The following is a 23,353-nucleotide window of genomic DNA, read 5'->3' as shown; positions in this document are numbered from 1 at the left end:
GTACGGCCGATCATGCCGGTCTACAGCTATGTAGTCAACTATGATTATATCGTTGAGAACTTATGTGAAAATAGAGATAAACCCGAATTATCATGTAACGGAAAGTGCTTTTTAGCAAAAGAACTTTCAAAAACTGAAAAACAGTCCACACAAACATTCGCAAAAGTGATTAGTTTAGATATTTTTGTTCCCAATGATATTTTTTCATTCGATAGTGGAACAGAATACATTGATTCTGTACAATACATTACAGAATATATTAATTTGTATCATTCAAGATACATTTTCACCATTTTTCATCCTCCGCTCTTCAGTTAAATTATTGCATTACTTGTATTTTGATTTTTTTCAAAATACTATTCAACAAAATTTAACAAATCTTACCTAATGAAATCAACAGTAATTTTGATAGCAGTGCTGTCATTATCCCTTACGTCTTGTAAAAAAGAAGAAGAATTTAAAATTAACCACAAAAAATCGATGACCGCTGGCGTCGACATAAAAAATGTGAAGGTGGTCAATGAAGAGGATCCCATCTGTAAAATGAAAACAGCTCAATATCTAAAAGATACTGCAGTTTACAAAAATAAAATCTACGGATTCTGTTCATCTGGCTGTAAAGAAACATTCAAAAAAACTCCAGAGAAATATGCAGCCAAATAATCGTTCAGAAAAGAGGAACTCAGCAATTCGAAAATTTGTTGTTCCTACGTTGGTCTTTGCAGGTCTGTTTGCAGTTATTTCTTTTGGAACCGGATACTTCAAAAAAGAATTGTACTCGGTCATGAAAGTTCCCGATTTTGAACTGACCGACCAAAACAATAAAAAAACTTCAAACAAAGATATGCTGGGCAAGGTGTATCTGGTAGAGTTTTTCTACAGTACCTGCCCTACGATATGCCCGATTATGAATAGCAATTTGAAGCACATAATGGAGGAAATTGACAGTCCTGATCTTGGAGTGATCTCTATCAGCATCGATCCTGAAAATGACACCCCTGAGATTTTGAAGGCTCACGAAAGTAAAATTGGCATCAAATCTCCCAACTGGCATCTTTTAACAGGCGACAGAGACTATATCGGAAAAATTGCCGATCAGTTCAATATTTATGTCGGTGATAAAGATGACGATTCTGAAAGCCTGAACCACAGTGGTATGATCGCATTGGTAGATCAGGAGGGTAACATAAGATGCCGTTTCGGTAAAAACAATGTTCCTATCCTCTATTATTCAGGATTGAATTATGAAGATCCTGAAGGACTCAATACGGATCTTAAAGGAAAATACCATCCCGACCGAGAACTTTTGATTGAAGATATTAGAAAGCTTCTAAAATAATTTCAAATTCTATTTGAATATTATTTTCAGCTATTAACAGTCACTTTTTGAATTAAGATTCTGAAATATTTAGTTTCCATATTAATCATTTTCACGATGACAATGCGACCTGTATTGCCACTGATTAACTATGCAGTAAACTATGATTATATTGTAGAAAACCTTTGTGAAAAAAAAGCAAAACCTGAACTGATGTGTAATGGTAAATGCTTTGTATCCAAAGAATTGACCAAAACAAATCAGGAACAGACGACTCAAAATGGTCATAAAATCTCTGTTCCTTCGATTGATGCTTTTTTGGTTGCCGAAGATTTCAAATTTACCCACTCGGACATCGATAGTGTTCATCAAGAATCTATCAGTACTTTCTGTACGGATCCTTATCATTCCGAATACCATTCAAAGATATTTCGCCCACCTTCAGTTTAATTGACTCTCATTCTTAAGAAAAGAGAACTTTTAAGCAATTAGATTAAACCCAGTAGCAACATTATTAATGTCTGCCATTATCATCCGTGCGCAAAACCTCCGCAAGACGGTATAATTCCGATTGAAATCACAAAGAAACTTAATCAACCAAAACAATTTAATGAAATCCATTTCAAATACTCTACTAAAAAAAAGTTTTATAAAAAGCTTTCCCCTACTCTGTTTTATGATAATATCTAATTGTTTTAAAGCTCAGAATCAATCAAGTGCCGTTGTATCAAGTGTTCCCATCAATACAGAAGTTTTAGGGAGCAACCGCGGTCTGGCTTTTCAAATGATCATTGATAAAAAAATTAAAAGCGTTCCCAAACTCGGTTTTTTCAGTGTTACTTCTTTGGTAGGAGAATGGGGTGAAGATAAAGTGAATGATTATATGACGCAAGCCAGTCTTACTTATGAGATTGTAAAAGGTCTGAAATTAGCCGCCGGTTTTCACGTGACGCCGGTAAAAGGGATGCGTCCGATTGCCGGACTGATTTACAGCAAAGCCACCCCCGATTGGTTATTCGTCGCAAATTCCCGAATAGATTTCTCCAGAGACACCAATATAGAAGGAATGTTCTTAGTTGAATACAAGCCGAAAATCAATAATAACTGGCGTTTGTACACGCGAATTCAAGCCTTATATGAATATAGCAGCATTATCGATATGCAGACCCGAAGCTATCTGATGGCTCGTGCAGGTGTAAGCTACAAAGAAATAACTTTTGGTTTAGGAACCAATATCGATTATTACGGACCGGAAAAATTCAATGAAAACAGCTATGGCATTTTCATAGGTTTTCTTCTGTTTTAATTTAATTGCTGAGAACTGAATCAATATAACTTAACAATCATAGTCAATTTTAAATTATTGGTATCAGTACACGAAATTTCAAGATCAACAAAATCCAACAAATCAAATAATTTAATTCGTAATGTATAAATTAAATATAAAAAACAGGAGCTTACCATCACATCAACACTTTGTTAAATTCCTTTTTTTGATTTCTATTTTCACTGTCACTTCCTCTTTTGCGCAAACCAATTATACGCTGCAAGGTATGGTAACAGATGTGGACGGCGGTGGATTACCAGGCGTCACCGTAGCGCAGAAAGGCACTCCCAATAGCTTAAAAACAGATCGGTATGGTCATTTTACCTTCGAAACAAACTTTAGTGAAGTCACTTTAGAATTCTCACATTTCGGTTTTGACCGAAAGGAAGAAAAATACACGAAAAATAATGCAGGTTCCGTGATGGTCATTCCAATGACTCCAGCAGTGTCATTACTGGAAGAAGTCGTCGTCACAGGATATCAGACGCTTAACAGAAGCTCCTCCACTGCTGCAATAACAAAAATTTCTCAAAAAACCTTAAACGAAAACCTCAATACCAATTTGGCAAGTGCTCTGGAAGGACGTGTTGCAGGTTTGATGTTTCAAAAAAATCCGGCAGGAATTGGCGGAGACAAACCTATTCTAAGAGGAATCGGAACCTTTTCTTCCCTTCAGGTTGGCTACAGCCCGCTGTTGGTCATTGATGGTTTACCCACTGAGTTGACATTGGATGAGATCAACCCTTATGATATTGAAAGCATAGATGTACTTAAAGATGCAGCTGCAGCCTCTATTTATGGTTCAAGAGCTGCAAATGGGATTATTGTTTTAACAACCAAAAAAGGAAGCGGGAATTTAAAAGTGACTTTCAATTCTGATCTATTTCTTGCTGAAAGACCCAATTTGAGGGATATGAATTATGCCTCTACAAGTGAGTTGATTGATTTTGAACAGGATGTTTATAATAGAGAGCGATCGAAATTTGCCAATGTTGCCACGATGTTCAATAGTTATGGAGATATCGGAAACAGCAGTATCAAGTATTACAGCCCTCTTTATCAGCTTAACAGAGATCTGGAAGAGGGTAAAATTAACAATTCTGATTACAATAAAACGCTTAGCCAATGGAGAAAAAATGACTACAATAAAGATTATCGGGACAATGTTTGGCAAAACGAATTAAGACAACGTTATAATATTGCATTTTCGGCTGGAAACAACAAGTACAATACGTATGTATCATTGAATTATGATCAGGCAAACAGGCGTATTGTGAACAACGATAGCCGTGCATTAAATCTTTATGCAAAGAGCAGTTTTCAGGTCAGTAACTGGCTAAATGCGACCATTGGTTTAAACGGAACTTACAGTAATGAAGATGTTACGGATGGCAGTTACGGAAATTATGATATTCAAAAAAGGTACGAACGTATTACTGATGAGAATGGAAATCGAGTAATATCACCATTTGTGGGTATCAGTGACGGTTTTACCTCCGGAGGGATTATCAATCCGGGAGTGGCTGAAAAAATAAATGGACTAAGTGGTTTTAAACCTGTCACTTTTAATATTTTAGACGAGCTTCAACAAGGTATTACAAAACAAAACTCGCTAAGTTTGAGAGCCTTTGCCAACCTAAAAGCCAAGATCTGGAGAGGTTTAAGTTTCAGCACACAATTTCAGTACGAAACAAGAAGAAACGATAACGAGCAGTATTATGATATTAATTCTTATAAGATGCGTTATGCGATCAATTCTTTAACCGGATATAATCCCACAACAAATGCCTACACCTACGTAGAAGGTTTTTCAACAGGAGGACGATACAGGCAATTGAGCAGTGAGGTAAACAATTATTCTTTTAGAAACCAACTGGATTTCAGTCAGAATCTTGATGGAGGCAAGCATTCTATTACAGCTTTATTAGGTACCGAAATGCGTGAAACTTTCGTCCCCAGAACAGTTGAACAGTTACGATACGGTTATGATCCTGTTACCCTCACTTCTTCAGTAATCAATAGTCTTGCATTGAGCCAGACCGGCGTTCCGAGTTACATTTATGGAAATAACAGAACCTTATCAGCCGGATCAAGAGTGCAGACAGAAATTTTGCATCGTTATTTTTCGGTATTTAGCAGTGTCGGTTATACTATTTTATCAAAATACAATGTGACAGGAAGTTACCGAGTAGACAGAGCCGATCTCTTTGGAGTAGATCCCAGGTACAAAAACCGTCCGTTGTGGTCTGTAGGTTTAGGATGGAATGTGAGCAACGAAAGTTTCATGAAAGAAATCCAATGGGTAAACGGACTTAAACTGAGAGCTACTTATGGCATCAACGGAAATGTAGACCAGACCACAACACCCTACATTACAGCGAGAAGAAGAAATGATAACTTGTACCAATCCGTACAGTATATCGATATTATAGCTCAGCCCAATCCTTTATTACGGTGGGAAAAATCAGAAACGAGGAATTTGGGATTGGATTACAGCCTGTTTCAAAATAAATTAAGAGGAAGCGTAGACGTTTATCGTAAATACAGTACCGATCTATTAGCGACCACAGATCTGGATCCTACGGTTGGCGCACTCACCAGAAGAATTAATGCCGGAGCATTGCTCAACAAAGGCGTTGAATTCAGCATAGGTTCTGATTGGTTGAATAAAGGAGAATTTCGAATAGGTTCTACCCTGGTTGTAGGTTTTAACAATACAACGGTTAGAAAAATAACAAGAGCACAATCCAATGCGTCGGTGTATGTGAGTTCTCCGCTAGACTTCTTTTTGGAAAATGAGACCTACAATAGTTTGTACGCTTATCAGTATGGAGGAACTATCAATGGATATCCTTATGTTTTAGATGAAAATGGAAATCCATCCATTACTTTTGATGCCAATGGAAACCCGGTTTCAACTGCAATAAAAACAGTTACAAATTCTGCCGCCTTGGTCAATATGGGAAGTTTGACACCCACCTATGCAGGTTCTATGTCACAAAGATTTTCATATAAAGGATTCGATTTGAATTTCCTATTTGTGTTCTCAGGAGGAAATGTGATGCGTAAGGAAACTCTTGATATGAGTTCAGATGCAGTCAATCTTTCGGGTATTGCTGATCGGTATACAGATGCCAACCAAAATGGCAATGTACGATTGTTTGTAGATTTTGATGAAAGTGTGAGAAATTATGCAGGAACGATCAGCAGTCAATGGCGAAATTCAACTGCCAATGTGGTAGACGGCGATTACATCAAGCTTAGAAACATTTCATTAAGTTATAATCTGCCGAAATCTTTTACTGATGAAAGTAAAGTTGTGTCGGCTAAATTTACTTTACAGGTCAATAATCTCTGGTACTGGAGTGCCGCAGGAAATCGGATTGATCCGGAAGTATATTCGGTCAACAGCGGTACACGAAATCTGCCATTGCCAAAAACATTCCTATTCGGTTTTAATCTTACACTTTAAAAAAAATGAAATATATAACAATTATATTGCTGTCGCTAATGATGTTAACTGCAGCATCTTGCGAAGATTACACAGATATTACTCCAAAAGGAGCATTGGTCATAGAGACGGCAGACCAGTTTCACGAAATGGTATCACTTCCAAACAGAGGGTATCCCATCAACAATTTTCAATACCTGTCAGACGATCAATGGATGAGAGAAGCCAATGTTATAGGAAAAACGCCCAACATCGATATTCTCAATTTTACCTTTGATGAAAGTGTAGATAGAATTTCACTGATGAAAACTTCCAGCTTTTACAATCAGGCATATTCGTACATCAACCGATGGAATACCATTATTTCATTAGTCGATGACAGCAAAGGAGATGAAGGCACGAAACAACTAGCAAAAGCAGAAGCCAAAATTTACAGAGCGTACGATCACTTTTTGCTGGTCAACACTTATGCAAAAGCCTATGATCCGCAGACTGCTGCTAATGATGGTGGAATTTGTATTATGGATAAATTCGATCTGGAAGCTCAGCCATCAAAGTCAACGGTAGCACAAGTTTATGAATTTATACAGAAAGATATAGAAGAGGCGCTACCCTACATTCAGGTAAAACCACTTGATGTATACCATCCGTCATTGGCATTTGCCTATGCATTCAAAGCTAAAGTTCATTTGTTCAAACGTGAAATTGCCGAAGCTCAGGCAGCATCTGAAAAATCGTTAAGCTACAACAATCAGATATTTGATCTTGTAGCTTACAGCACACAAGGCGGACCGAACGTAATTGCTGTTCCTGCGGCCAACAATATTGAAGTATTGAGTTATATGTATATGACGGGCTACAATGAAATGAATTTTGCTCAAAGTAGTATCATCAGTCCTGAACTGCGTACTCTATTTGGGAACAATGATGCGCGTTTTAATTTGTTTTTCAATTCTACAAGTACTACCAATCTCGACCAAGGTTCCAATACAGCCTATTGGGCAACTCAATACACGAAATTTTTCTATCCGACTGTCGGAATGAAAACCACTGAGGTTTATCTGATGCTTGCCGAATGCTATGCCAGACAAAACAGGTTCAATGACGCTGTAGCTATTTTAAATACTTTACGAGCAAAAAGAATCTTATCAGGTAATGTAAATTTCACAGTTCCGTCCACCAGAACCGCAATGATGCAATTAGTCATTAACGAACGCAGAAAAGAATTGCTTCTTGGTTTTAATCGATTTTTTGACCTTAAAAGACTGAATAATGAAGCCGATTATGCAAAAACGATTACACGATTATTTCCATTGGTGAACCAAACCGTTCCTCAAAAAACGTACACATTACAGCCTGATTCAAGATTGTACATTATCCCTTTTCCGCTGTCTGCACTGACAAAAAATCCAAAGCTAACCCTTAATACAAACGAAACAGTTCCATTTTAATTGTAATGAAGAAATTACTGACAGTAATAATCATGTTGTTTATCAGTCAACATGGTTTTGCTCAAACCCAGCCAGAAAAAAAAGCAGATAGCACCACTACGCCACACAAAGGTTTACAGCCCTATGATAAAATCATTAAAAAAAGTGCTGTAAGTAAATCAGGTTTATTTACAGTGGATGAGGTGGATAATAAATATTATTTTCAGATTCCGGACAGTTTACTGAACAGATATATGATCGTGGTTACCCGATATCTTTCAACTCCTGAAGGAATGGGAATTTTTGGTGGCGAAAAAGCCAATGAGCAGACAATCTATTTTGAAAAAGGAGGTAATAACACCGTTTATTTAAGATCGTTGCAGTACAAGCAAGATGTCCGAGATCCGGAGTCCATGTTAGCAAAAGCATTAGCAGGCAGTAATGAAAATCCGATCGTAACAGCTTTTCCTATCAAAACAATAAACCCTTTGACAGGAGACATTGTCATTGAAGTTACAGATGCCTTCAAAAAAGACAATACGATGTTCTCGCTCGAGAACAAGCAGAAGACGGAAAGAAAACTAACATCTCTTGCTGACGATAAATCTTTTATCGAAAATATTGAACCGTATCCGATCAACATCGAAATTAAAACCACAAAAACATACACTAATTCCAACGCAAGCAGCGGAAGCATCACTTTACGACTGAATACATCGATTGTTCTGCTTCCAAAAACACCAATGCGCAAACGTTTTTCCGATGAAAGAGTGGGATTTTTTGCCAATAAATACATTTTGTTTGATGATGAGCAGCAGCGTGCCCAGACAAAGTACATAATTCAGCGTTATCGTTTGGAACCAAACGATAAAGACATAAAGAAATATCTAAGCGGTCAGTTGGTCGAGCCTAAAAAACAGATCGTCTACTACATCGATCCTGCCACTCCAAAAAAGTGGAGACCCTATTTAATTGCCGGCATCAATGACTGGGAGAAAGCCTTTGAGGCTGCGGGTTTTAAAAATGCCATTGTAGGTAAAGAATGGCCTGAAGATGATAAATCGATGAGCCTGGAAGATGCAAGATATTCTGTGGTCCGATATTATGCATCAGAAACGCCTAATTCTTACGGACCTCGGGTAAGCGATCCCAGAAGCGGCGAAATTATAGAAAGTCATGTAGGATGGTATCATAATGTGATGAAATTAGTTCAAAAATGGTATATGATCCAGGTTGGACCTTTAGATCCAAAAGCCAGAAAAATGCATTTGGATGATGAGGTAATGGGACAGCTGATCCGTTTTGTTTCTTCTCATGAAATTGGCCATACCATTGGTTTGCGTCACAATATGGGAGCCAGCAGCGCTACTCCGGTTGAAAAACTCAGGGATAAAAAATGGGTCGAGGCCAATGGCCACACCGTTTCTATTATGGATTATGCCCGACTTAACTATGTGGCACAGCCGGAAGATCATATCAGTCCGGAAGGAATTTATCCACGTATTGGAATCTATGACCAATGGGCTGTAAATTGGGGTTATCGTTATTTCCCAAAAGCGAATAATGAGTTTGAGGAAGAAGATATCCTCAGTAAAATGACTACTGATAGTTTAACCGCCAATCCTAAACTATGGTTTGGAGGCGAAGGAAAAGACGAAGATCCGCGGAGCCAGAGAGAAGATTTGGGCGATGATGCCGTATTGGCAAGTGATTACGGAATTAAGAATTTAAAACGTGTCGTTCCCAACCTGATTCATTGGACGTATGAACCCCATGATGCGTATGATAATTTATCTCAAATGCATAAAGCGGTAGTAAAACAGTATGGTTTGTATCTATATCACGTGCTGAAATACATTGGGAGCAACTACATCACCAAAAGAACGGCAGATGAAAAAGGTTCGGTCTACCAACCTGTTCCCAAAGTAAAGGTAAAAGCTGCGATAGACTATATCGGCAGACAATTGTTCACCGCCCCACTTTGGATGTATCCGCAAGAAATTGGCGAGTTAATTCCTTTGAAAACGGAAGAAGAAATTTCAGATCAGCAAAATCAGATGTTAAATATACTTTTGAGTTCTGGGATGCTCTATAATATCAGTCTGAAAGCCATGCAGTTTGAAGGAGCTTACACGGTTACGGAATTTTTAAATGATGTACAAAAAACAGTTTGGGTAGACTTTAGTGGAAACGAAAAACTCGATTTTTACAGAAGAGGTTTACAGCGTAGTTACATTGAAAAATTAAGCAGACTTCTTTTACCTAAAGATGTACAAGAAGGTAAAGCATTAACCACCGCACAACGCAGTGATGTTGCATTATACGGAAAACAACATATTGTAAAATTAAGAATTGCAATCACAAAGCTAATGGAGGGAACAACAGGAATCAACAAAGAACATTTTGAAAATTCACTGCTTGAAATCGATCGAATAACATACAAACTGAATAAAAATAATTAAAGATTAATGAATCTCAGGCACTCTATTTTTTTATAATTAAAATAAAATCTCAGTTAATTAATGGACAATATCATACAAAAATATAATATCAACATTGAAAACAGCTTTAGGTTTCTTGAGAAAAAGGAACTGGAGGAATTTATGGATTTCAATGCTGATGCGCACAGTCATAATTTTTATATACTCAGCTTTTTGTACGACGGGACAATCGATCATTATTCTGACTTCGATCACAAATCGGTCTCCGCTCCGGCAATTTTGATGCTTGATATTGATCAAGTGCATACGCATCCTGAGATCGGTTCCTGCAAAATGATATCAATTGCATTTTCAACAGATTTTATCTCGAGTGAAACGGATTATTTTTTGGAAAAAGTGACTTACCTGTTTTCCAGATCATTCCTCCCAATTTCTACTACACAACTTAAAGAATTGGATGAAATCATAAAGATGGAGTCAAAAGAAATTAAGAAAGAATTTCCTAATGAGGAACTTATCAAAGCTTTATTAAATGTTTTGATCATTCGATGCTTAGCGATCTCAGATAGTAATGTATCAGCAAATGACGATGATTATGGAATTTATCGTGATTTCAAAAAATTGCTTAATAGTAATTACCACAAGCAACATCAGGTCAACTTCTATGCGAACGAACTCAATGTTACAACAGCAACGCTTAATCAGATTATTAAAAAATCCACATTTAAAACGTCTAAACAACTTATTGATCAGCATCTGTTGCTTGAAGCTAAAAGACTTTTGTATTGGTCAAAAATCTCGGTAAAAGAAATTGCTTATGCACTTGGTTTTGAAACGGATAGTTATTTTAATCATTTCTTTAAAAAACATACCGGCAAAACTCCGAAAGGATTTCAAAGAAAACAATCTGTTGAATAACAGAAAACTGCTGAACAAGTTATTTTGTTCAGCAGTTTCATTTTTTCAATATTTACTTTTTAGGTAAAAATTCCATTGTATTGTAGCGATCATAGACCATGCCCAATGCTAAATCGTCTGCTACATCTTTGCCATGAATAATTTCAATAGCCTGAAGAGCAACGTCTATTCCTGAAGTGACACCTGCACCTGTCAAAAATTTACCATCGACCACAAAACGTGTTGTTTCCTGAACTTTAATTTTAGGATGCGACCTCAACTCATCGAGTGACCAATGGTGAGTGGTAGCTGAGCGACCATCCAAAAGGCCGGTATTTGCCAAAATCAATCCCCCGGTGCAGACAGACATTGTCATAATTGTCTTTTCATTCTGTTTTACAATCCAGTTCATCATTTTCTGGTCTTCTGAAACCTTGTGTACAATCTCCGGTGAAGTTCCCGGAATAATCAAAATATCTGCTTGTGGAGCGTCGTTTATACTGTATTTAGATAGCATATTAAAGGTACCGCCATCCATCAGCGTACTCTTATCTGCCGAGGCCGAGACTGTATAAATATTGTAATTGCCATTCCAGTTATTGGCTTTAATAAAGACATCCATTGGTCCGCCCGTATCTACGATCTCGACACCGTCGTAAACCAATACCGCGATGTTGGTCTTTCGGTCTTTTGGGAAATTAAAATTTTCTTTTGATTTGTTTTGTGCTTTCACATTGAGTGATAATAGAAAAAATAGTGAAAACAGTGAAATTTGCATGAGCCTCATCTGATTTTTTTAAAGGTTAAAATTAAATTTTAGGCGAGATAGATTATGCCGGCTAAGCTATCTTTTCGCCATTGCAAATTTAATTCTGCAATCCTTTTCAAAAATTACACTTTTGATTCTTTTAATTATACTTTTTGATTCTGGTGTATATAAATAATTATCTTCTGATTTGTTCGAAACCAAAGAAGATGTGGATGCCATCATGGAAAAATCTGAGATCGGTAATGTTGGAAATCTGGCATTTTTGAAGATCTAAAAATAGTCCCTATTCGTTCGCCAAATAAGCTTCGAAAATAACCAGAGGTATTTAGAGTACAAGCCATTTAAGCTACATTCCATTTCGAAAGTTTCGAGATGGAATTTTTTCTTAGCTTGTACCTTACGGATTTCCCCTTAAGTTATACATGCATTCTAGTAAAACGGGAGTCTTGTCTCTTGTTGAAAAATTGCGAATGCACTTCATGTTGAGAATTTTCTCAGCAGAAATAGCTTCAAAGGGAGAATGGGAAAATTCTTTTTCGATCTAACAAAATGTACAAATTACCTCACTTTAGATTTCTATTTTAATATATAAAGAAATTATAAATGGTTTTAGTCCATAGTTAATACAAAGTTTTAACTGTATTTCAAATTTCTACGACCAGGACGATTCTGAAGACTTAGTTTGTTATAGTATTAAAGTTGCCTCTAAACTACTCTCAGCTTTTAATACATTTCCAACAGGGCACATTTCTTTGGCTTTCAATGCAAGATTTCGAAATTCTTCTTCCGTGATACCAGCGATTTTTGCTTGTAGTGATAAGTTGGAATTCGTGATCACATTGTTGCTGATGATTAGTGAAACACTCGTTTCAAGTTGGTCGGCAGAAAATCCGTTTTCTCCCAAAATATAACTCAACGTCATTGTAAAACACGATGCGTGAGCAGCAGCCAGCAACTCCTCCGGGTTGGTAAAAGTGCCATCATTTTCCACATAAGATGGTCTGAATGCTGAGTTGCCCAATTTTGAGTTTTCGGTTGCGAATTGTCCGTTTCCTTGTTTAAAACTTCCTTGCCAAACGGCTTTGATAGTTGATTGCATATTTTTATTAAATTGTTAAGAATTTTAAAAATTGACTTAAATAGTTTTTTTTATTTTATTAGCGAATTGCTTGTTCTTTAATATCAGTTCGGTCGAAATGAGCACGCTTTTCAATAATTTTACCATCTTCAATAGTCAGCCACATCATGAGCGAAAAACGAATATCATTTCCTTTTGGCTCAAGTCCCATGATTGCATTTTTATTATGCTTTCCTTCGTGCAACATGTAGACTGCTACTTTGTTGCCTTCTGCAATAAGATCTAAAATTCGGAAAGAAAACTCCCCAAAAGCATCAAAATTTTTCTTCTCTGATGCTACAAATCCTTCAGCTCCTTGGATTGGATGATCGACCTGAACGTAGAAAGTAAAATCCTTATGCAAATATTTACTTGCAGCGTCGTAATCTTCGTTATTTACAGCAGCATAAAAGTCACGTGCCAATTGCTTGTTTTGTTCTATAAAATTTTCCACTACAAAATTATTTTTTCTCCATCTTCGGGAATGATTATACTATTGCTGATTGATTTTTGATCAACAAATTCTTTGAGTTCTTTTCTTGATAGTGTGTTATGGTAAACACCTTCCATATGTATTACCACAATTTTTGATTTTGGTGCAGCCTGGTGAGTGCGATAGATATCTTCTTTATTCATAATCAACTGATCACCAATAATGAATCGATTATCACCACCGTTTACGATAATTACTTCCGGTTTATATGCATTTATTGTTTTATCAACTTCCCCGTACCAAACGGTGTCTGCTGCAATATAAAGTGTTTCTTCAGTTGGATGTTGTAAAACCATTCCACACACTTGCCCGGCAAGCTTAAGAATGAACCCTTTGCCGTGTTGAGCTTTAGTTCTGCTCAATTTGACACCTTCAAAGTTTGAATCTTCACCTAGAATCTCAAGATTGGTAAATCCTAATTTACTGATTGCTTTTTTGTCGTTTTCATCCTGAACAAAAATTTTAATATTCTTTGGCAATGCATTTTCTGCAGCTTTATCCCAATGATCAAAATGAAGATGTGTTAGAAAAACAAAATCAATATCTTTTATGATTTCTTCAACAGAAATAGGAAGGTCGTAAAGCGGGTTTCTTTTCCAATTCCAGTCCTTCGCGGGTATTGGTCCGGAAGCTAATTCACCCTTATTAGAAAACATAGGATCAACCAACATTTTTTTTCCAGCATAATCGATAACCATCGTAGCGTTTCTTATCAATTGTATGTTCATAATGTTGTAATTTTATTATGATGCAAATTTACGCCATGGCAAAATTTCATATTCTACCAATTGTTAGTGATTAAGTACCAATTTGATAACTAACCTGAGATTCCTTATATTTTATGAAGAAAAAGGGCACATTTCATTTGTCAATAATAATTTTTTCAAGATCAGACCAAGCACCACCATTGAAAACATTTTTAAATCCTTTTTCCTTTAAAATATTCTCCGCTTTCACACTTCTTAAACCATGAGAACAAGTGGTGATATAGGTTCTATTGGAGTCAAGCTCATTATATCTTTCGCGAATAGTTCCTAATGAGATATTTGTAGAACCTTCAATATGTCCCATGTCATACTCCTTTTTGGTTCTCACATCTAATATTATGGCTCCATTTTGTATTTTTTCGGCAAGACCGTCGTCTAGTTTTGCAAATCTATAGGTACGGTAAGAAATGTAAGTGAAGAGAATTACACCTACGATAATATAAATCGTTTTCATAATTTACTTAAAATTTTGTGGTCAATATAAAACGTTCCGAATGGTATAAAGCAAGATAAAATAACTTTCCAAGTAGTGGTTTTAAATTTCCAATTCTGTTCCACACCAACGCTTATTGTATTAAAGAGAAACAGTAAAAATATCGAGCCGTGAATAGGTCCTAATGCCTTGCTTAAACTGGGATTGTCAAAATAATATTTCATCGGTACCGCAACGAATACGAGTACCAGTAATGAAACACCTTCCAGAAAACCAATAATGCGTAGTCTTCCGATTTTTGTCTTTAATAAATTGATCATTTTATCTAAAATAAGGTCTGTTTGCGAAGGGTGAAAAAGGCCAAGGAATGGCGATGAAAATGATGATAAGTGAAACCGAAAACCAAAACAAGATTGTTTTGAATTTTTCTCTATCCGTTGTTCTTCTCTTTGATAATGCAGAACCAACAGTAATCATTACAATTGCAGTGAGCATTAAAATAATATGCAGTAAGCCAAAAAATGCAAGGTCTAAATTGGTAATGGCTTCATCAAAATTGTTCCAAAAATATTTGATGATAGGACTTTGCGTATAAATTACAATCGCAAAGATAAGCTGAATGTGAGCAATAGTTGCAGTCCAATGCCGAACGTAATTATCAGTTTTGGAAAATGGTGCATTGGAAAAATATCCTTTGTAAGCCCGATAAATGGAGTAAACTAAGCTTGCTAAAACAAGCCAACGTATGGTGGAGTGGTAAAATGTCAGTGTTTCGAACATCGCAATTTTTTATTTAACGATGCAAAGATATTTAAAACATACTAATTAGTATGTTTTTACTTGATATTATTTTATTTTAAATTATTAAGATAGATTTTTAACTCATTTAAGTAAGAATGATAGCAGTCAATACTGTTATAAACTTTGCCGAAATTTCTAATACCCCAATATCCGGACATAATAAAATAGGCGACTTGGATCGGATTGATGTCTTCTCGTACGGTTCCATTTTCTTGCGCTGTCGAGATACTATTTTGGAGTGCTTGCTGCCATTCTAAAGTAAGTTCAGCAAGTGCTTTCCCAAATTCTACATTCCAAGGAGTCATTTCTTGGGTCAAATTTCCGGCCGGACATCCAAATTCCAGTTTTAAAAATGGATTTTCAAGTAGCAATGCTTTCGTCATATCGTAAATTTCCAAGATCGGGTCTTCAGCATCTTGAAGTGGTTTCACAAAATCATTCTGCATCGTTGGTTTTAAAATTTCATTGATTATTGCCAGACCCATTTCATCTTTTGTTTTAAAGTGATAATAAAATGCACCTTTCGTGACATTGGTCGTCGCAATAATTTCATCAATACTTGTGGTCTGATACCCTTTTGTGTAAATGATTTCAAATGCTTTTTCAAGAATAATATGGCGTGTTGTGGATGCTTTTGACATAAAAATACTAATTGGTATGAAAAGCAAAGTAAGTTAATTTAACCAGAGCGTGCAAGTTGTAGAAGTAACTGGTAGGTGTGTGAAATTAAATTTTTAGTTTCGATGGATCATTCAAGATTCCACTGAGGAACATCAATACTATTAAAAATGAATAAGATAATTTAAATTTAGGTCAAACAAAATTTGCAATAAAAAAAGACGGTATAGTTTTTAAAACTAACCGTCCTTTTTTTTCATCGTTTTTTGGGAACTATTGTCCCCAAAATTCGTCTTCAGCAACTTGGTTTTCTGAAAACAACCAAACCTGAACAATTTTCTCATTGACAACTTCAAACAAGTCAACGCCATTCATATCAACTTTTCTGTCGCCAATCGTACCAGTAAAATGTACTGGAAATGAAACTAAATCGCCGTTAGCCATCAAAGCTCCGGTAGGATTTATAACCAATGTGCCTTGTGTTTCGCCCATCATATCACCGAGCATTTTGCCAATCTCTTCAAGGCCTTTTTTAGTACCAGCAAATTTATGGTTTCCTGGTTGGTGCCATTTCGCGTCTGGACTGAAATGTGAAAATGCGGTAGGGATATCTCCCTGGGAAAGTGCTAGCGAATAAGCTGTTACTACTTCTATTGCTGTCATAATATCTGGTTTTAAAATACAATTACTAATCTACACATTTTAATTTCCAAAAAAATCATCATCTAGAGACTGGTCATCTGAGAATGTCCAAACGTGAACAATCTTTCCATCTTTGACTTGAAATAAGTCCATTCCGCCCAAATCCATCACTTTTGTTTCTTTTTTGGCCGTAAACCAAACCGGAACGGATATCAAATCTCCGCTTTGCAGCATTGGTCCTGCTGGTTTCACAACCATATTTCCTGATGTGTCATTCATAATGCTTTCAAGCATTTGAAAAATCTCGCCCAGGTTATTTTTTAAACCGGAAAATTTATTGTCTCCTGGCTGATACCATTTCGTTTCAGGTGTGAAATTTGAAAATGCCTTTTCTAAATCACCTATTGCCAATGCATCAAAATATGCTGCTACAACTTGTTTTGCTTCCATACAATTTAATTTATTTAATAAAAAAATCTTTATTATCGCTTGCCCACTGTGATAACGAAGTCATTTCAACAGGAAGCTTTTCCAAAATACCGTTCATTTCAGGGTTGAATTTTGAAGGGAACTCTTTTGAATTCTGAAGGTTTTCATAATAAGCAGCAACACTTGACGCTCCTGCTTCTCCAACCATTGGTTTCATTATTTCACCAAACTCTTGTGGCTTCTGCGGATAATAACTAATAGTTTCTCCTACCCCGTCAGAAAACTCTGAAGCTAATTCATTACCTTTTAAGTTTTGTAAACCGCTGATTTTGAAATTATCGGCTTTTAAACTCTCATTGTAGATAGCTTCAACTACAAATGCACTTACATCTCTCGAAGCAATCCATCCGATTGGCATTGCCTCCGGTGTAGGATAAGCCAGTTTTTTCTCGTTGCTGATAAAAGGTGCGCAGAACGGACCCATCATATTTTCCATATAGATAGTTGGTTCGATGATCACATAATCTACTCCACTATTTTTTAAATATTCCTGAACATCCAATTTAACATCATCGACAGGCGACCCAACTTTCTGAGACTCCAACCAGCCGCTTGTATTCCAAACTATTTTTTTTACGCCATTTGTTTTTGCCGCATCAATCACATTTTTTGCATATTGCAGACCATCAAAAGGATTGGGTAACGAAACAGGAATTAAAAACGCGATGGCATCTACACCTTTTGTAATTTCATTTATTTTTTCAACATCGCTTAAATTTGCCACAACCGGTGTTGCACCTGCTTTGGCTAGTTTTTCAAAACTTTTTTCAGAGCTTGTTGCAGCAATTACCTCTGCACCTTTTTTCTTTGCTTCTTCAATTACATTAAACTGTTGTGAGCCTGTAGCTCCAAATACTAAAATATTCATATTCAGATTGTTTTATAACATTAATACTTTTACAAAGCTATGCACACACCCACCTTTAAACAAGTACCCACCTAAAAGTAAACCACTTACCAAAAGGTTAAAATTATTGAATATCAGTATGAAAAATTTTAATAAATCTTTCAAATACTGTCTTGACAATTCTATAAACTCTGATTTTGATTACATTTTTAACCTTTTTATTCAAAATCGACAGGATTATTAGACTTCAGTTTAGAAGGGATTTGTGACTAATATCACAGATATATCAAACAAAGTAATTTTATATTTGCGAAAAATGTAAAATACTTTAATAGATTATACAAACAAAAGCTACTATTAAAGTAAATTTTTTTTTGAATAGATGGGGTTGTTATTTAACGTCATTAAAATACACTTTCCACAACGACCACTAAAATCACATTAATTCACACTTGTTATAAATTACCGTATTATCTATGAAAAATAAAGAACATGTTAGAAAAATGCTTGAATATGTTGGGAACGATTTTTTTGAGGAACTGGAAGAGTATTCGATACATTCCAACATAGCAGCACGACAAGAAATCATCGCTGAAGGAGAAAAAATCGCCTATATCCCTATCTTATTAAAAGGTTCGGTTAAAGTTTACTCGCTGTATGATGACAGAGAACTTTTATATTATTATATCAAGCCTTTTGAAACATGCACAATGACCTTCTCATCTATTTTCACAGATGCGAAGAGTCGTATATACGCTTGCGCCGAACAGTCTTCAGAAGTACTATTGCTGCCAACTGCTAAAGTCCTGCAATGGCTTTCAGATTACCCTGCTCTTAATCAATTTTTCTTCAAAGAATATGATAAACGATACTCTGATATTATGAGAATGGTCACTCAGGCAGTTTTTCATAAGTTGGACAAACGGATTATCGATTTACTTGATACAAAAATTGAGGAAAACGGTGGTGATCCGGTGAAGATATCACATAAGGAAATTGCAAATATTCTTGGCACTGCCAGAGAAGTTGTCAGTAGAATATTGAAAAAGTTTGAGAATGAAGGTGTCATAACCCAATCAAATCAATGCATTGGATTTGTAAAAGAAAAATAAATAGAAATTATCTATATCGTGAATATTGATATAAAAAGAGCGCAGTGACAAATATCACCGCGTTTTTTTTTTGACTAGAAGTAAGTTTGCCACCTAGAAATAATTTTAAAGATATGACAAAAACACTGATATTGGTGTCGATGATCTCTTCGCTCCTGTGTTACTCTCAGGAAGATTTGCTGAAAGATATCGATACAATCTCAACAACAGAAACTTCCCATCCTCCGGCATTTAAGGCATTGCAAATTGTCACTGGCCAGTCAACCAAGCTTACTGCAAAAAATGAATGGTATGTAGTTATCGCACACCGCTTTGGAGATGTGAGTACCGGATTCAAAAACTTTTTTGGTTTGGATGATGCTTCCACAAAACTCGGCGTTATTTATGGATTGACCGATGCGGTCTCGTTAAGTTTATCCCGAGAAACCAACATGAAAACTTTTGAGTTTGGAGCAAAATACAAACTGCTAAAACAAAATGACAATGTACCGGTAGATCTTGTCGGATACAATGTTATGGCACTAAATACGGATCTGGATACTGAGACTTATCCCTATTTAAAGTTTGGCAACAGGCTTTCTTATCTAACGCAAGCACTTATATCCAGGAGATTCAATGAGAATTTTTCCTTACAACTGACGCCGTCTTATGTCCATAAAAATCTGTACGATCCATCAATAGAAAACCAAAATCAATTCTTAACAGGATTAGGCGGACGGTACAAAATTTCAAAAAGGGTATCCATCAACGCAGAGTATTTCGTGAATTTTGACAGTCACAGTTTCTATAAAAACCCTTTGTCTCTGGGTATGGATATAGAAACAGGCGGACATGTTTTTCAGCTGTTATTCAGTAATTCTCAACTGAATTCGGATATTGGTTATCTGACTAATGCAACTGGAAAGTGGGAAAAAGGACAGATTTTCTTTGGTTTTAACCTTTATAGAGTATTTTAAAATGAGAAAAACTATTTATTTAACAGGATTCCTTCTTTTTGCTATAGCTTGTGAAAGCAATACATACGAGGAAATCTCAGACAATACACCAATTGCAGATTTGGTAAGATATGAAACTAACGTGAAGCCCATTATTGAAAACAGCTGCATAAGCTGCCACTCTTCTTCCAGTTTTAAACCATTAAGTAATTATAACGAAGTAAAAGATAATATTGACATTATTATCAACAGGATTCAAAGGCCCAACGGCGATCCATTAAGAATGCCACAGGGTGGCTCAATGTCATCGAATCAGATTAATCTTATCGTCAAGTGGAAAAATGACGGTCTAATTGAAAAATAAATGATATGAAAAATCTAACTCTAATCATGATCTTCTTCTTGTGCAGCAATCAGATCATAGCTCAAAAATACAGTTCTAAAATTGGCAAAGTAAGTTTTGAAGCGTCGTTGCCTATGGTCGAAGACGTTTTTGCACAAGATAGCAACAATACAGTGATCCTAAATGCTGACACCGGAGATTTAGCCTCACTGTCATTAGTGAAAAACTTTAAATTCAAAGTAAAATTGATGGAAGAACATTTCAATGAAAACTATGCAGAAACAACAAAATATCCGAAAACAACCTTCAAAGGTAAGATCTTGAATTTTGATAAAACAAAACTAAGTGAAAACCCACAAAAATTTACCCTTCAAGGCGTATTGAATTTTCACGGTGTCGATAGAAATATTTCTTCAACAGCAATGATCTCATCTCAGGACGGAAAGATATATATGAAGGGTGCTTTTATTGCCAAAACAGGAGATTTCAAAGTCACTATACCTAAAATGGTTATGAAAAAGGTGGCTGAAAATGTGAATGTAGAATACAATTATATACTTATCAAATAATGAGAAAATTAATTTTGTTTGTATTGTTCACTTGTAGTTTTTCTTTCATATCTGCCCAGGAAAGAGGAAAATCAGTATTTGATGTTGCAAGAAGCGGGACGGTTTCAGAAATAAAAGAATTAATGATACAAAATCCTGATATCATCAACCAAATCAATGAAAACGGATTTTCTCCTTTGATTTTAGCTTGTTACAGAGGGAACACAGAGGTCGCGAACTTTTTGATAGATAATGTGAAAGACCTCAATTACAAAAGCCAGGAAGGAACTGCTTTAGCCGGACTTTCTATCCGCTACAACAAAGCTCTGGTAGAACATCTGCTGAATAAAAATGCAGACCCAAATATTTCTGATAGTACCTGTACAACGCCTTTATTTTGGGCAGTAAAATCGGGAAATAAGGAATTGGTCGAACTGCTGCTAAAATACAAAGCAGATAAAAAACTCAAAGATTCAATGGGACTATCCCCTTTCGAATATGCATTAAAAACGGATAACAAAGAAATTATTAACCTTTTAAAAAATTAGTTTATGAAAAAAATATTACTAACTGCAAGCTTAGCTTTAGCAACAATTGCTCAGGCACAATTCAGTTCAGGCATCGTCAATTTAGGAACAACGGGAATGACCGTAAAATTAGACACCACACCTTCCTTAGTCACACTTACACTTACAGGTGCCGACAATTCTTACTTAGGAATTGGCTTCGGAAATGCTGGTATGGCATCCGGCTCAGACGGTTTTATCTATAACTCGACTGCCAACAGAGATTATTCCTTCAACGGAATTGGTGCCTTTCCGTCTGCAGACTCTTCACAAGATTGGACTGAGGTAAGCAATACCACGTCTTCCGGCATAAGAACTGTGATTGCAACAAGGTCTTTGTCTGGAGGAACAGGTGATATAATGATCACAAATACTGCTGGAGTAAAAAATATTTTCTTTGCCAGAGGTGGCTCTACAACAATCTCGCAACATAGTGGTACCAATAGAGGATACGCATCCCTAAATATGACAGCTACATTAGGAACACAAGATATTGATTTAGAAAGTGCCAAAATTATTTTTTATCCAAATCCTGCAAAAGATATAGTTACTTTCAAAAATCCTGAAAAAATACAGTCTGTTGAAATTTATGAATCGACAGGAAGAAAGTTAAAATCTATTAAATTAAAAGGGAATAGAATAAATATCTCAGAATTAAAAAATGGTGTTTATTATATAGAAATAAACTTAAATAACAAAACTCAGTTTATAGAAAAGCTAATAAAAAATTAGGCTATATTTACGATCTAAAATACCATCAGGCTTTAACTAATTTTTCAGTTAAAGCCTGATTTGGCTATAGACAGTCATTGATTGTTTCAAAGTTGATCACATGCTGGTATCTGTACCAAGCATTCAAGAATCTGGTGCTTTTCAGAAGCATTGATTCAAAGCTGAACATTCTTTTGGATATTATTTCATTAAAGAAAAAATATTAAGAACTGCAAAAATGACCCGAACTTTCACTAAAGATATCAATGTCAGAATCATGACAACTGGTTATAAGTTTGAAGGTGGCCTTCAGGACGAAATTAATTTCGCAATGACCTTATTTATTAGAATCTTTAAACATAATTACAGATTTTTTGATTGATTTCTATCTATCAAATTATTGTTTAAATGTCGTTTAACACCTTCAAAATGTTATCTATATCAGCTAATAAATGGTTTGAATAGAGTCCTGTCAAGTCACTTAATGAGACAACTATATATTAGTTGTCTCTTTTTTTATAGACATAATAAATTATTTATCAAACTGTTACAGCCTGATATTGTATGGTTTGAATTTTTTCACTTGAAATCTCAGATATGTCTAAAATATACAGACTAAAAGTGCTACTTCAGAGATTTCATCGACATTGAGGCTTGGTTTGAAATCCCATTAAGGTTCTAATATTTTTTCTCCTTTGGTTTATTATAACTTTTTGATACTAAATATAGTAATTCTAGTATAATTTTAGCTTCCTTTTCATTTACCTGAACTCCGTTCTTGGCCAGAATAATAATTGCTTGTTCTACTGAAACATTCCTATCAATGAAATTCATTTTTCTTATTGTTTTTTCGATGAGTTTTTGCTGATAATATTTTTGAAAATGCTGGATTTAAATCTAAAGAAAGATTTCCTGTTTTATAATCAATATCAATCGGAGGAAAAAGATTCACAAGATATTTTTTATCCTGGATATCAAACTCGGAAAATTTTTGAAAAACTTCAACTAATACTTTATCCTCTATTTTATTCTTTCTATCAATCGCACTTAATTTAAGAACAATATTACGTTCTTCCTTTCTAAGATTTTTAGTATTGATTTGATTTTCTTTTTTTAATTCATTATAGTCATCAATCTTCAAGATTCCAGCTATAAATAATTTCCTCCCTCGAGAAAGAGTCAATGACTCTTCTTTTATTTTTCTCTCTATTAATTTTTGAGACTATAAATAACTTGCTTTCTGAGTTTTTATATTCTGATCTTCTAAAACATTCTTAAATAATTCAATTGAACTATTT

At 35.5% G+C, this 23,353-nt stretch carries 27 protein-coding genes; 15 read left to right on the top strand and 12 right to left on the bottom strand.

Translation table 11 applies throughout. From position 1 onward, the window contains the following. Positions 1 to 12 precede the first annotated feature (12 nt). The 9 genes from LNP04_RS16680 (at position 13) to LNP04_RS16640 (ending at position 10,885) form a co-directional block, all read left to right on the top strand. Positions 13 to 318 carry a hypothetical protein gene (locus LNP04_RS16680; protein WP_407928664.1) on the top strand — a complete coding sequence of 102 codons (306 nt, stop codon included), beginning with the start codon at positions 13 to 15 and terminating at the stop codon, positions 316 to 318. Between the two features lie 69 nt (positions 319 to 387). Further along, positions 388 to 663 carry a YHS domain-containing protein gene (locus tag LNP04_RS16675; RefSeq protein WP_056015186.1) on the top strand — a complete coding sequence of 92 codons (276 nt, stop codon included), beginning with the start codon at positions 388 to 390 and terminating at the stop codon, positions 661 to 663. After that, entirely contained in the window at positions 650 to 1,339 is a 690-nt protein-coding gene (locus tag LNP04_RS16670) for an SCO family protein (RefSeq protein ID WP_056015187.1), read from the top strand. Before LNP04_RS16675 ends, LNP04_RS16670 begins: the two co-directional genes overlap by 14 nt. Before the next feature lie 96 nt (positions 1,340 to 1,435). Then, positions 1,436 to 1,768: a hypothetical protein gene (locus tag LNP04_RS16665; protein WP_229984020.1), complete on the top strand. Its 333-nt coding sequence runs from the start codon at positions 1,436 to 1,438 to the stop codon at positions 1,766 to 1,768. Positions 1,769 to 1,994: 226 nt separating this feature from the next. After that, on the top strand, positions 1,995 to 2,624 hold the full coding sequence (locus tag LNP04_RS16660) for a hypothetical protein (protein WP_229984019.1): 630 nt from the start codon (positions 1,995 to 1,997) through the stop codon (positions 2,622 to 2,624). A gap of 187 nt (positions 2,625 to 2,811) precedes the next feature. Continuing rightward, on the top strand, positions 2,812 to 6,117 hold the full coding sequence (locus LNP04_RS16655) for a SusC/RagA family TonB-linked outer membrane protein (RefSeq protein ID WP_229984018.1): 3,306 nt from the start codon (positions 2,812 to 2,814) through the stop codon (positions 6,115 to 6,117). A gap of 5 nt (positions 6,118 to 6,122) precedes the next feature. After that, a complete protein-coding gene (locus tag LNP04_RS16650; RefSeq protein ID WP_229984017.1) occupies positions 6,123 to 7,547 on the top strand; it encodes a RagB/SusD family nutrient uptake outer membrane protein in 1,425 nt (474 codons plus the stop codon). A 5-nt stretch (positions 7,548 to 7,552) separates the two neighbouring features. Further along, entirely contained in the window at positions 7,553 to 9,988 is a 2,436-nt protein-coding gene (locus tag LNP04_RS16645) for a zinc-dependent metalloprotease (RefSeq protein WP_229984016.1), read from the top strand. Between the two features lie 60 nt (positions 9,989 to 10,048). Then, positions 10,049 to 10,885: an AraC family transcriptional regulator gene (locus LNP04_RS16640; RefSeq protein WP_229984015.1), complete on the top strand. Its 837-nt coding sequence runs from the start codon at positions 10,049 to 10,051 to the stop codon at positions 10,883 to 10,885. 52 nt (positions 10,886 to 10,937) lie between these two features. Here LNP04_RS16640 and LNP04_RS16635 read toward each other — a convergent pair whose 3' ends face one another. The 11 genes from LNP04_RS16635 to LNP04_RS16585 form a co-directional block, all read right to left on the bottom strand. Then, positions 10,938 to 11,642 (bottom strand): DJ-1/PfpI family protein, encoded by a 705-nt coding sequence (locus LNP04_RS16635; protein ID WP_229984014.1) that lies wholly within the window; start codon positions 11,640 to 11,642, stop codon positions 10,938 to 10,940. 676 nt (positions 11,643 to 12,318) lie between these two features. Then, positions 12,319 to 12,732 carry an OsmC family peroxiredoxin gene (locus LNP04_RS16630; protein ID WP_229984013.1) on the bottom strand — a complete coding sequence of 138 codons (414 nt, stop codon included), beginning with the start codon at positions 12,730 to 12,732 and terminating at the stop codon, positions 12,319 to 12,321. A gap of 58 nt (positions 12,733 to 12,790) precedes the next feature. Next, positions 12,791 to 13,174: an ester cyclase gene (locus LNP04_RS16625; protein ID WP_229984012.1), complete on the bottom strand. Its 384-nt coding sequence runs from the start codon at positions 13,172 to 13,174 to the stop codon at positions 12,791 to 12,793. 29 nt (positions 13,175 to 13,203) lie between these two features. Further along, entirely contained in the window at positions 13,204 to 13,971 is a 768-nt protein-coding gene (locus LNP04_RS16620; protein WP_229984011.1) for an MBL fold metallo-hydrolase, read from the bottom strand. 133 nt (positions 13,972 to 14,104) lie between these two features. Further along, positions 14,105 to 14,464 carry a rhodanese-like domain-containing protein gene (locus LNP04_RS16615; RefSeq protein WP_123885136.1) on the bottom strand — a complete coding sequence of 120 codons (360 nt, stop codon included), beginning with the start codon at positions 14,462 to 14,464 and terminating at the stop codon, positions 14,105 to 14,107. Next, entirely contained in the window at positions 14,461 to 14,763 is a 303-nt protein-coding gene (locus LNP04_RS16610) for a DUF3817 domain-containing protein (protein WP_056015197.1), read from the bottom strand. The genes LNP04_RS16615 and LNP04_RS16610 overlap by 4 nt, the downstream gene beginning before the upstream one ends. Before the next feature lies 1 nt (position 14,764). After that, positions 14,765 to 15,223: a hypothetical protein gene (locus tag LNP04_RS16605; RefSeq protein WP_229984010.1), complete on the bottom strand. Its 459-nt coding sequence runs from the start codon at positions 15,221 to 15,223 to the stop codon at positions 14,765 to 14,767. A 71-nt stretch (positions 15,224 to 15,294) separates the two neighbouring features. Continuing rightward, positions 15,295 to 15,885, bottom strand: a complete 591-nt coding sequence (locus LNP04_RS16600) for a TetR/AcrR family transcriptional regulator (RefSeq protein ID WP_229984009.1) — start codon at positions 15,883 to 15,885, stop codon at positions 15,295 to 15,297. Positions 15,886 to 16,135: 250 nt separating this feature from the next. Continuing rightward, positions 16,136 to 16,525, bottom strand: a complete 390-nt coding sequence (locus LNP04_RS16595) for a nuclear transport factor 2 family protein (RefSeq protein WP_056015200.1) — start codon at positions 16,523 to 16,525, stop codon at positions 16,136 to 16,138. Between the two features lie 39 nt (positions 16,526 to 16,564). Then, positions 16,565 to 16,954 carry a nuclear transport factor 2 family protein gene (locus LNP04_RS16590; protein WP_229984008.1) on the bottom strand — a complete coding sequence of 130 codons (390 nt, stop codon included), beginning with the start codon at positions 16,952 to 16,954 and terminating at the stop codon, positions 16,565 to 16,567. A 10-nt stretch (positions 16,955 to 16,964) separates the two neighbouring features. Then, positions 16,965 to 17,861, bottom strand: coding sequence for an SDR family oxidoreductase (locus LNP04_RS16585; protein ID WP_229984007.1), 897 nt, complete (start codon positions 17,859 to 17,861; stop codon positions 16,965 to 16,967). Positions 17,862 to 18,316: 455 nt separating this feature from the next. Between LNP04_RS16585 and LNP04_RS16580 the strand changes: the two genes are divergently transcribed. The 6 genes from LNP04_RS16580 (at position 18,317) to LNP04_RS16555 (ending at position 22,076) form a co-directional block, all read left to right on the top strand. Next, positions 18,317 to 18,952: a Crp/Fnr family transcriptional regulator gene (locus tag LNP04_RS16580; RefSeq protein WP_229984006.1), complete on the top strand. Its 636-nt coding sequence runs from the start codon at positions 18,317 to 18,319 to the stop codon at positions 18,950 to 18,952. 113 nt (positions 18,953 to 19,065) lie between these two features. Next, entirely contained in the window at positions 19,066 to 19,908 is an 843-nt protein-coding gene (locus LNP04_RS16575) for a DUF5777 family beta-barrel protein (protein ID WP_229984005.1), read from the top strand. A gap of 1 nt (position 19,909) precedes the next feature. Further along, positions 19,910 to 20,251, top strand: a complete 342-nt coding sequence (locus LNP04_RS16570) for a hypothetical protein (RefSeq protein ID WP_228378094.1) — start codon at positions 19,910 to 19,912, stop codon at positions 20,249 to 20,251. 5 nt (positions 20,252 to 20,256) lie between these two features. Further along, positions 20,257 to 20,799, top strand: a complete 543-nt coding sequence (locus LNP04_RS16565; RefSeq protein ID WP_229984004.1) for a YceI family protein — start codon at positions 20,257 to 20,259, stop codon at positions 20,797 to 20,799. After that, positions 20,799 to 21,326 (top strand): ankyrin repeat domain-containing protein, encoded by a 528-nt coding sequence (locus LNP04_RS16560; RefSeq protein WP_229984003.1) that lies wholly within the window; start codon positions 20,799 to 20,801, stop codon positions 21,324 to 21,326. Before LNP04_RS16565 ends, LNP04_RS16560 begins: the two co-directional genes overlap by 1 nt. Positions 21,327 to 21,329: 3 nt before the next feature. Then, positions 21,330 to 22,076 carry a T9SS type A sorting domain-containing protein gene (locus LNP04_RS16555; protein ID WP_229984002.1) on the top strand — a complete coding sequence of 249 codons (747 nt, stop codon included), beginning with the start codon at positions 21,330 to 21,332 and terminating at the stop codon, positions 22,074 to 22,076. A gap of 799 nt (positions 22,077 to 22,875) precedes the next feature. Here LNP04_RS16555 and LNP04_RS16550 read toward each other — a convergent pair. Then, positions 22,876 to 23,238 carry a hypothetical protein gene (locus LNP04_RS16550; RefSeq protein WP_229984001.1) on the bottom strand — a complete coding sequence of 121 codons (363 nt, stop codon included), beginning with the start codon at positions 23,236 to 23,238 and terminating at the stop codon, positions 22,876 to 22,878. Positions 23,239 to 23,353: the final 115 nt, after the last annotated feature.

The sequence above is a fragment of the Chryseobacterium sp. C-71 genome, from assembly GCF_020911865.1.
Classification (GTDB): domain Bacteria; phylum Bacteroidota; class Bacteroidia; order Flavobacteriales; family Weeksellaceae; genus Chryseobacterium.
The sequence above is the reverse complement of the archived record's forward strand: the minus strand, read 5'-3'. Positions and strand labels throughout refer to the sequence as shown.

Bases quoted from the DNA above. Each gene is read 5' to 3' on its own strand.
- LNP04_RS16680 (WP_407928664.1), top strand. From the start codon at position 13: ATGCCGGTCTACAGCTATGTAGTCAACTATGATTATATCGTTGAGAAC.
- LNP04_RS16675 (WP_056015186.1), top strand. From the start codon at position 388: ATGAAATCAACAGTAATTTTGATAGCAGTGCTGTCATTATCCCTTACG.
- LNP04_RS16670 (WP_056015187.1), top strand. From the start codon at position 650: ATGCAGCCAAATAATCGTTCAGAAAAGAGGAACTCAGCAATTCGAAAA.
- LNP04_RS16665 (WP_229984020.1), top strand. From the start codon at position 1,436: ATGACAATGCGACCTGTATTGCCACTGATTAACTATGCAGTAAACTAT.
- LNP04_RS16660 (WP_229984019.1), top strand. From the start codon at position 1,995: ATGATAATATCTAATTGTTTTAAAGCTCAGAATCAATCAAGTGCCGTT.
- LNP04_RS16650 (WP_229984017.1), top strand. From the start codon at position 6,123: ATGAAATATATAACAATTATATTGCTGTCGCTAATGATGTTAACTGCA.
- LNP04_RS16645 (WP_229984016.1), top strand. From the start codon at position 7,553: ATGAAGAAATTACTGACAGTAATAATCATGTTGTTTATCAGTCAACAT.
- LNP04_RS16640 (WP_229984015.1), top strand. From the start codon at position 10,049: ATGGACAATATCATACAAAAATATAATATCAACATTGAAAACAGCTTT.
- LNP04_RS16635 (WP_229984014.1), bottom strand. From the start codon at position 11,642: ATGCAAATTTCACTGTTTTCACTATTTTTTCTATTATCACTCAATGTG.
- LNP04_RS16630 (WP_229984013.1), bottom strand. From the start codon at position 12,732: ATGCAATCAACTATCAAAGCCGTTTGGCAAGGAAGTTTTAAACAAGGA.
- LNP04_RS16620 (WP_229984011.1), bottom strand. From the start codon at position 13,971: ATGAACATACAATTGATAAGAAACGCTACGATGGTTATCGATTATGCT.
- LNP04_RS16615 (WP_123885136.1), bottom strand. From the start codon at position 14,464: ATGAAAACGATTTATATTATCGTAGGTGTAATTCTCTTCACTTACATT.
- LNP04_RS16610 (WP_056015197.1), bottom strand. From the start codon at position 14,763: ATGATCAATTTATTAAAGACAAAAATCGGAAGACTACGCATTATTGGT.
- LNP04_RS16605 (WP_229984010.1), bottom strand. From the start codon at position 15,223: ATGTTCGAAACACTGACATTTTACCACTCCACCATACGTTGGCTTGTT.
- LNP04_RS16600 (WP_229984009.1), bottom strand. From the start codon at position 15,885: ATGTCAAAAGCATCCACAACACGCCATATTATTCTTGAAAAAGCATTT.
- LNP04_RS16595 (WP_056015200.1), bottom strand. From the start codon at position 16,525: ATGACAGCAATAGAAGTAGTAACAGCTTATTCGCTAGCACTTTCCCAG.
- LNP04_RS16590 (WP_229984008.1), bottom strand. From the start codon at position 16,954: ATGGAAGCAAAACAAGTTGTAGCAGCATATTTTGATGCATTGGCAATA.
- LNP04_RS16585 (WP_229984007.1), bottom strand. From the start codon at position 17,861: ATGAATATTTTAGTATTTGGAGCTACAGGCTCACAACAGTTTAATGTA.
- LNP04_RS16580 (WP_229984006.1), top strand. From the start codon at position 18,317: ATGAAAAATAAAGAACATGTTAGAAAAATGCTTGAATATGTTGGGAAC.
- LNP04_RS16575 (WP_229984005.1), top strand. From the start codon at position 19,066: ATGACAAAAACACTGATATTGGTGTCGATGATCTCTTCGCTCCTGTGT.
- LNP04_RS16570 (WP_228378094.1), top strand. From the start codon at position 19,910: ATGAGAAAAACTATTTATTTAACAGGATTCCTTCTTTTTGCTATAGCT.
- LNP04_RS16565 (WP_229984004.1), top strand. From the start codon at position 20,257: ATGAAAAATCTAACTCTAATCATGATCTTCTTCTTGTGCAGCAATCAG.
- LNP04_RS16560 (WP_229984003.1), top strand. From the start codon at position 20,799: ATGAGAAAATTAATTTTGTTTGTATTGTTCACTTGTAGTTTTTCTTTC.
- LNP04_RS16555 (WP_229984002.1), top strand. From the start codon at position 21,330: ATGAAAAAAATATTACTAACTGCAAGCTTAGCTTTAGCAACAATTGCT.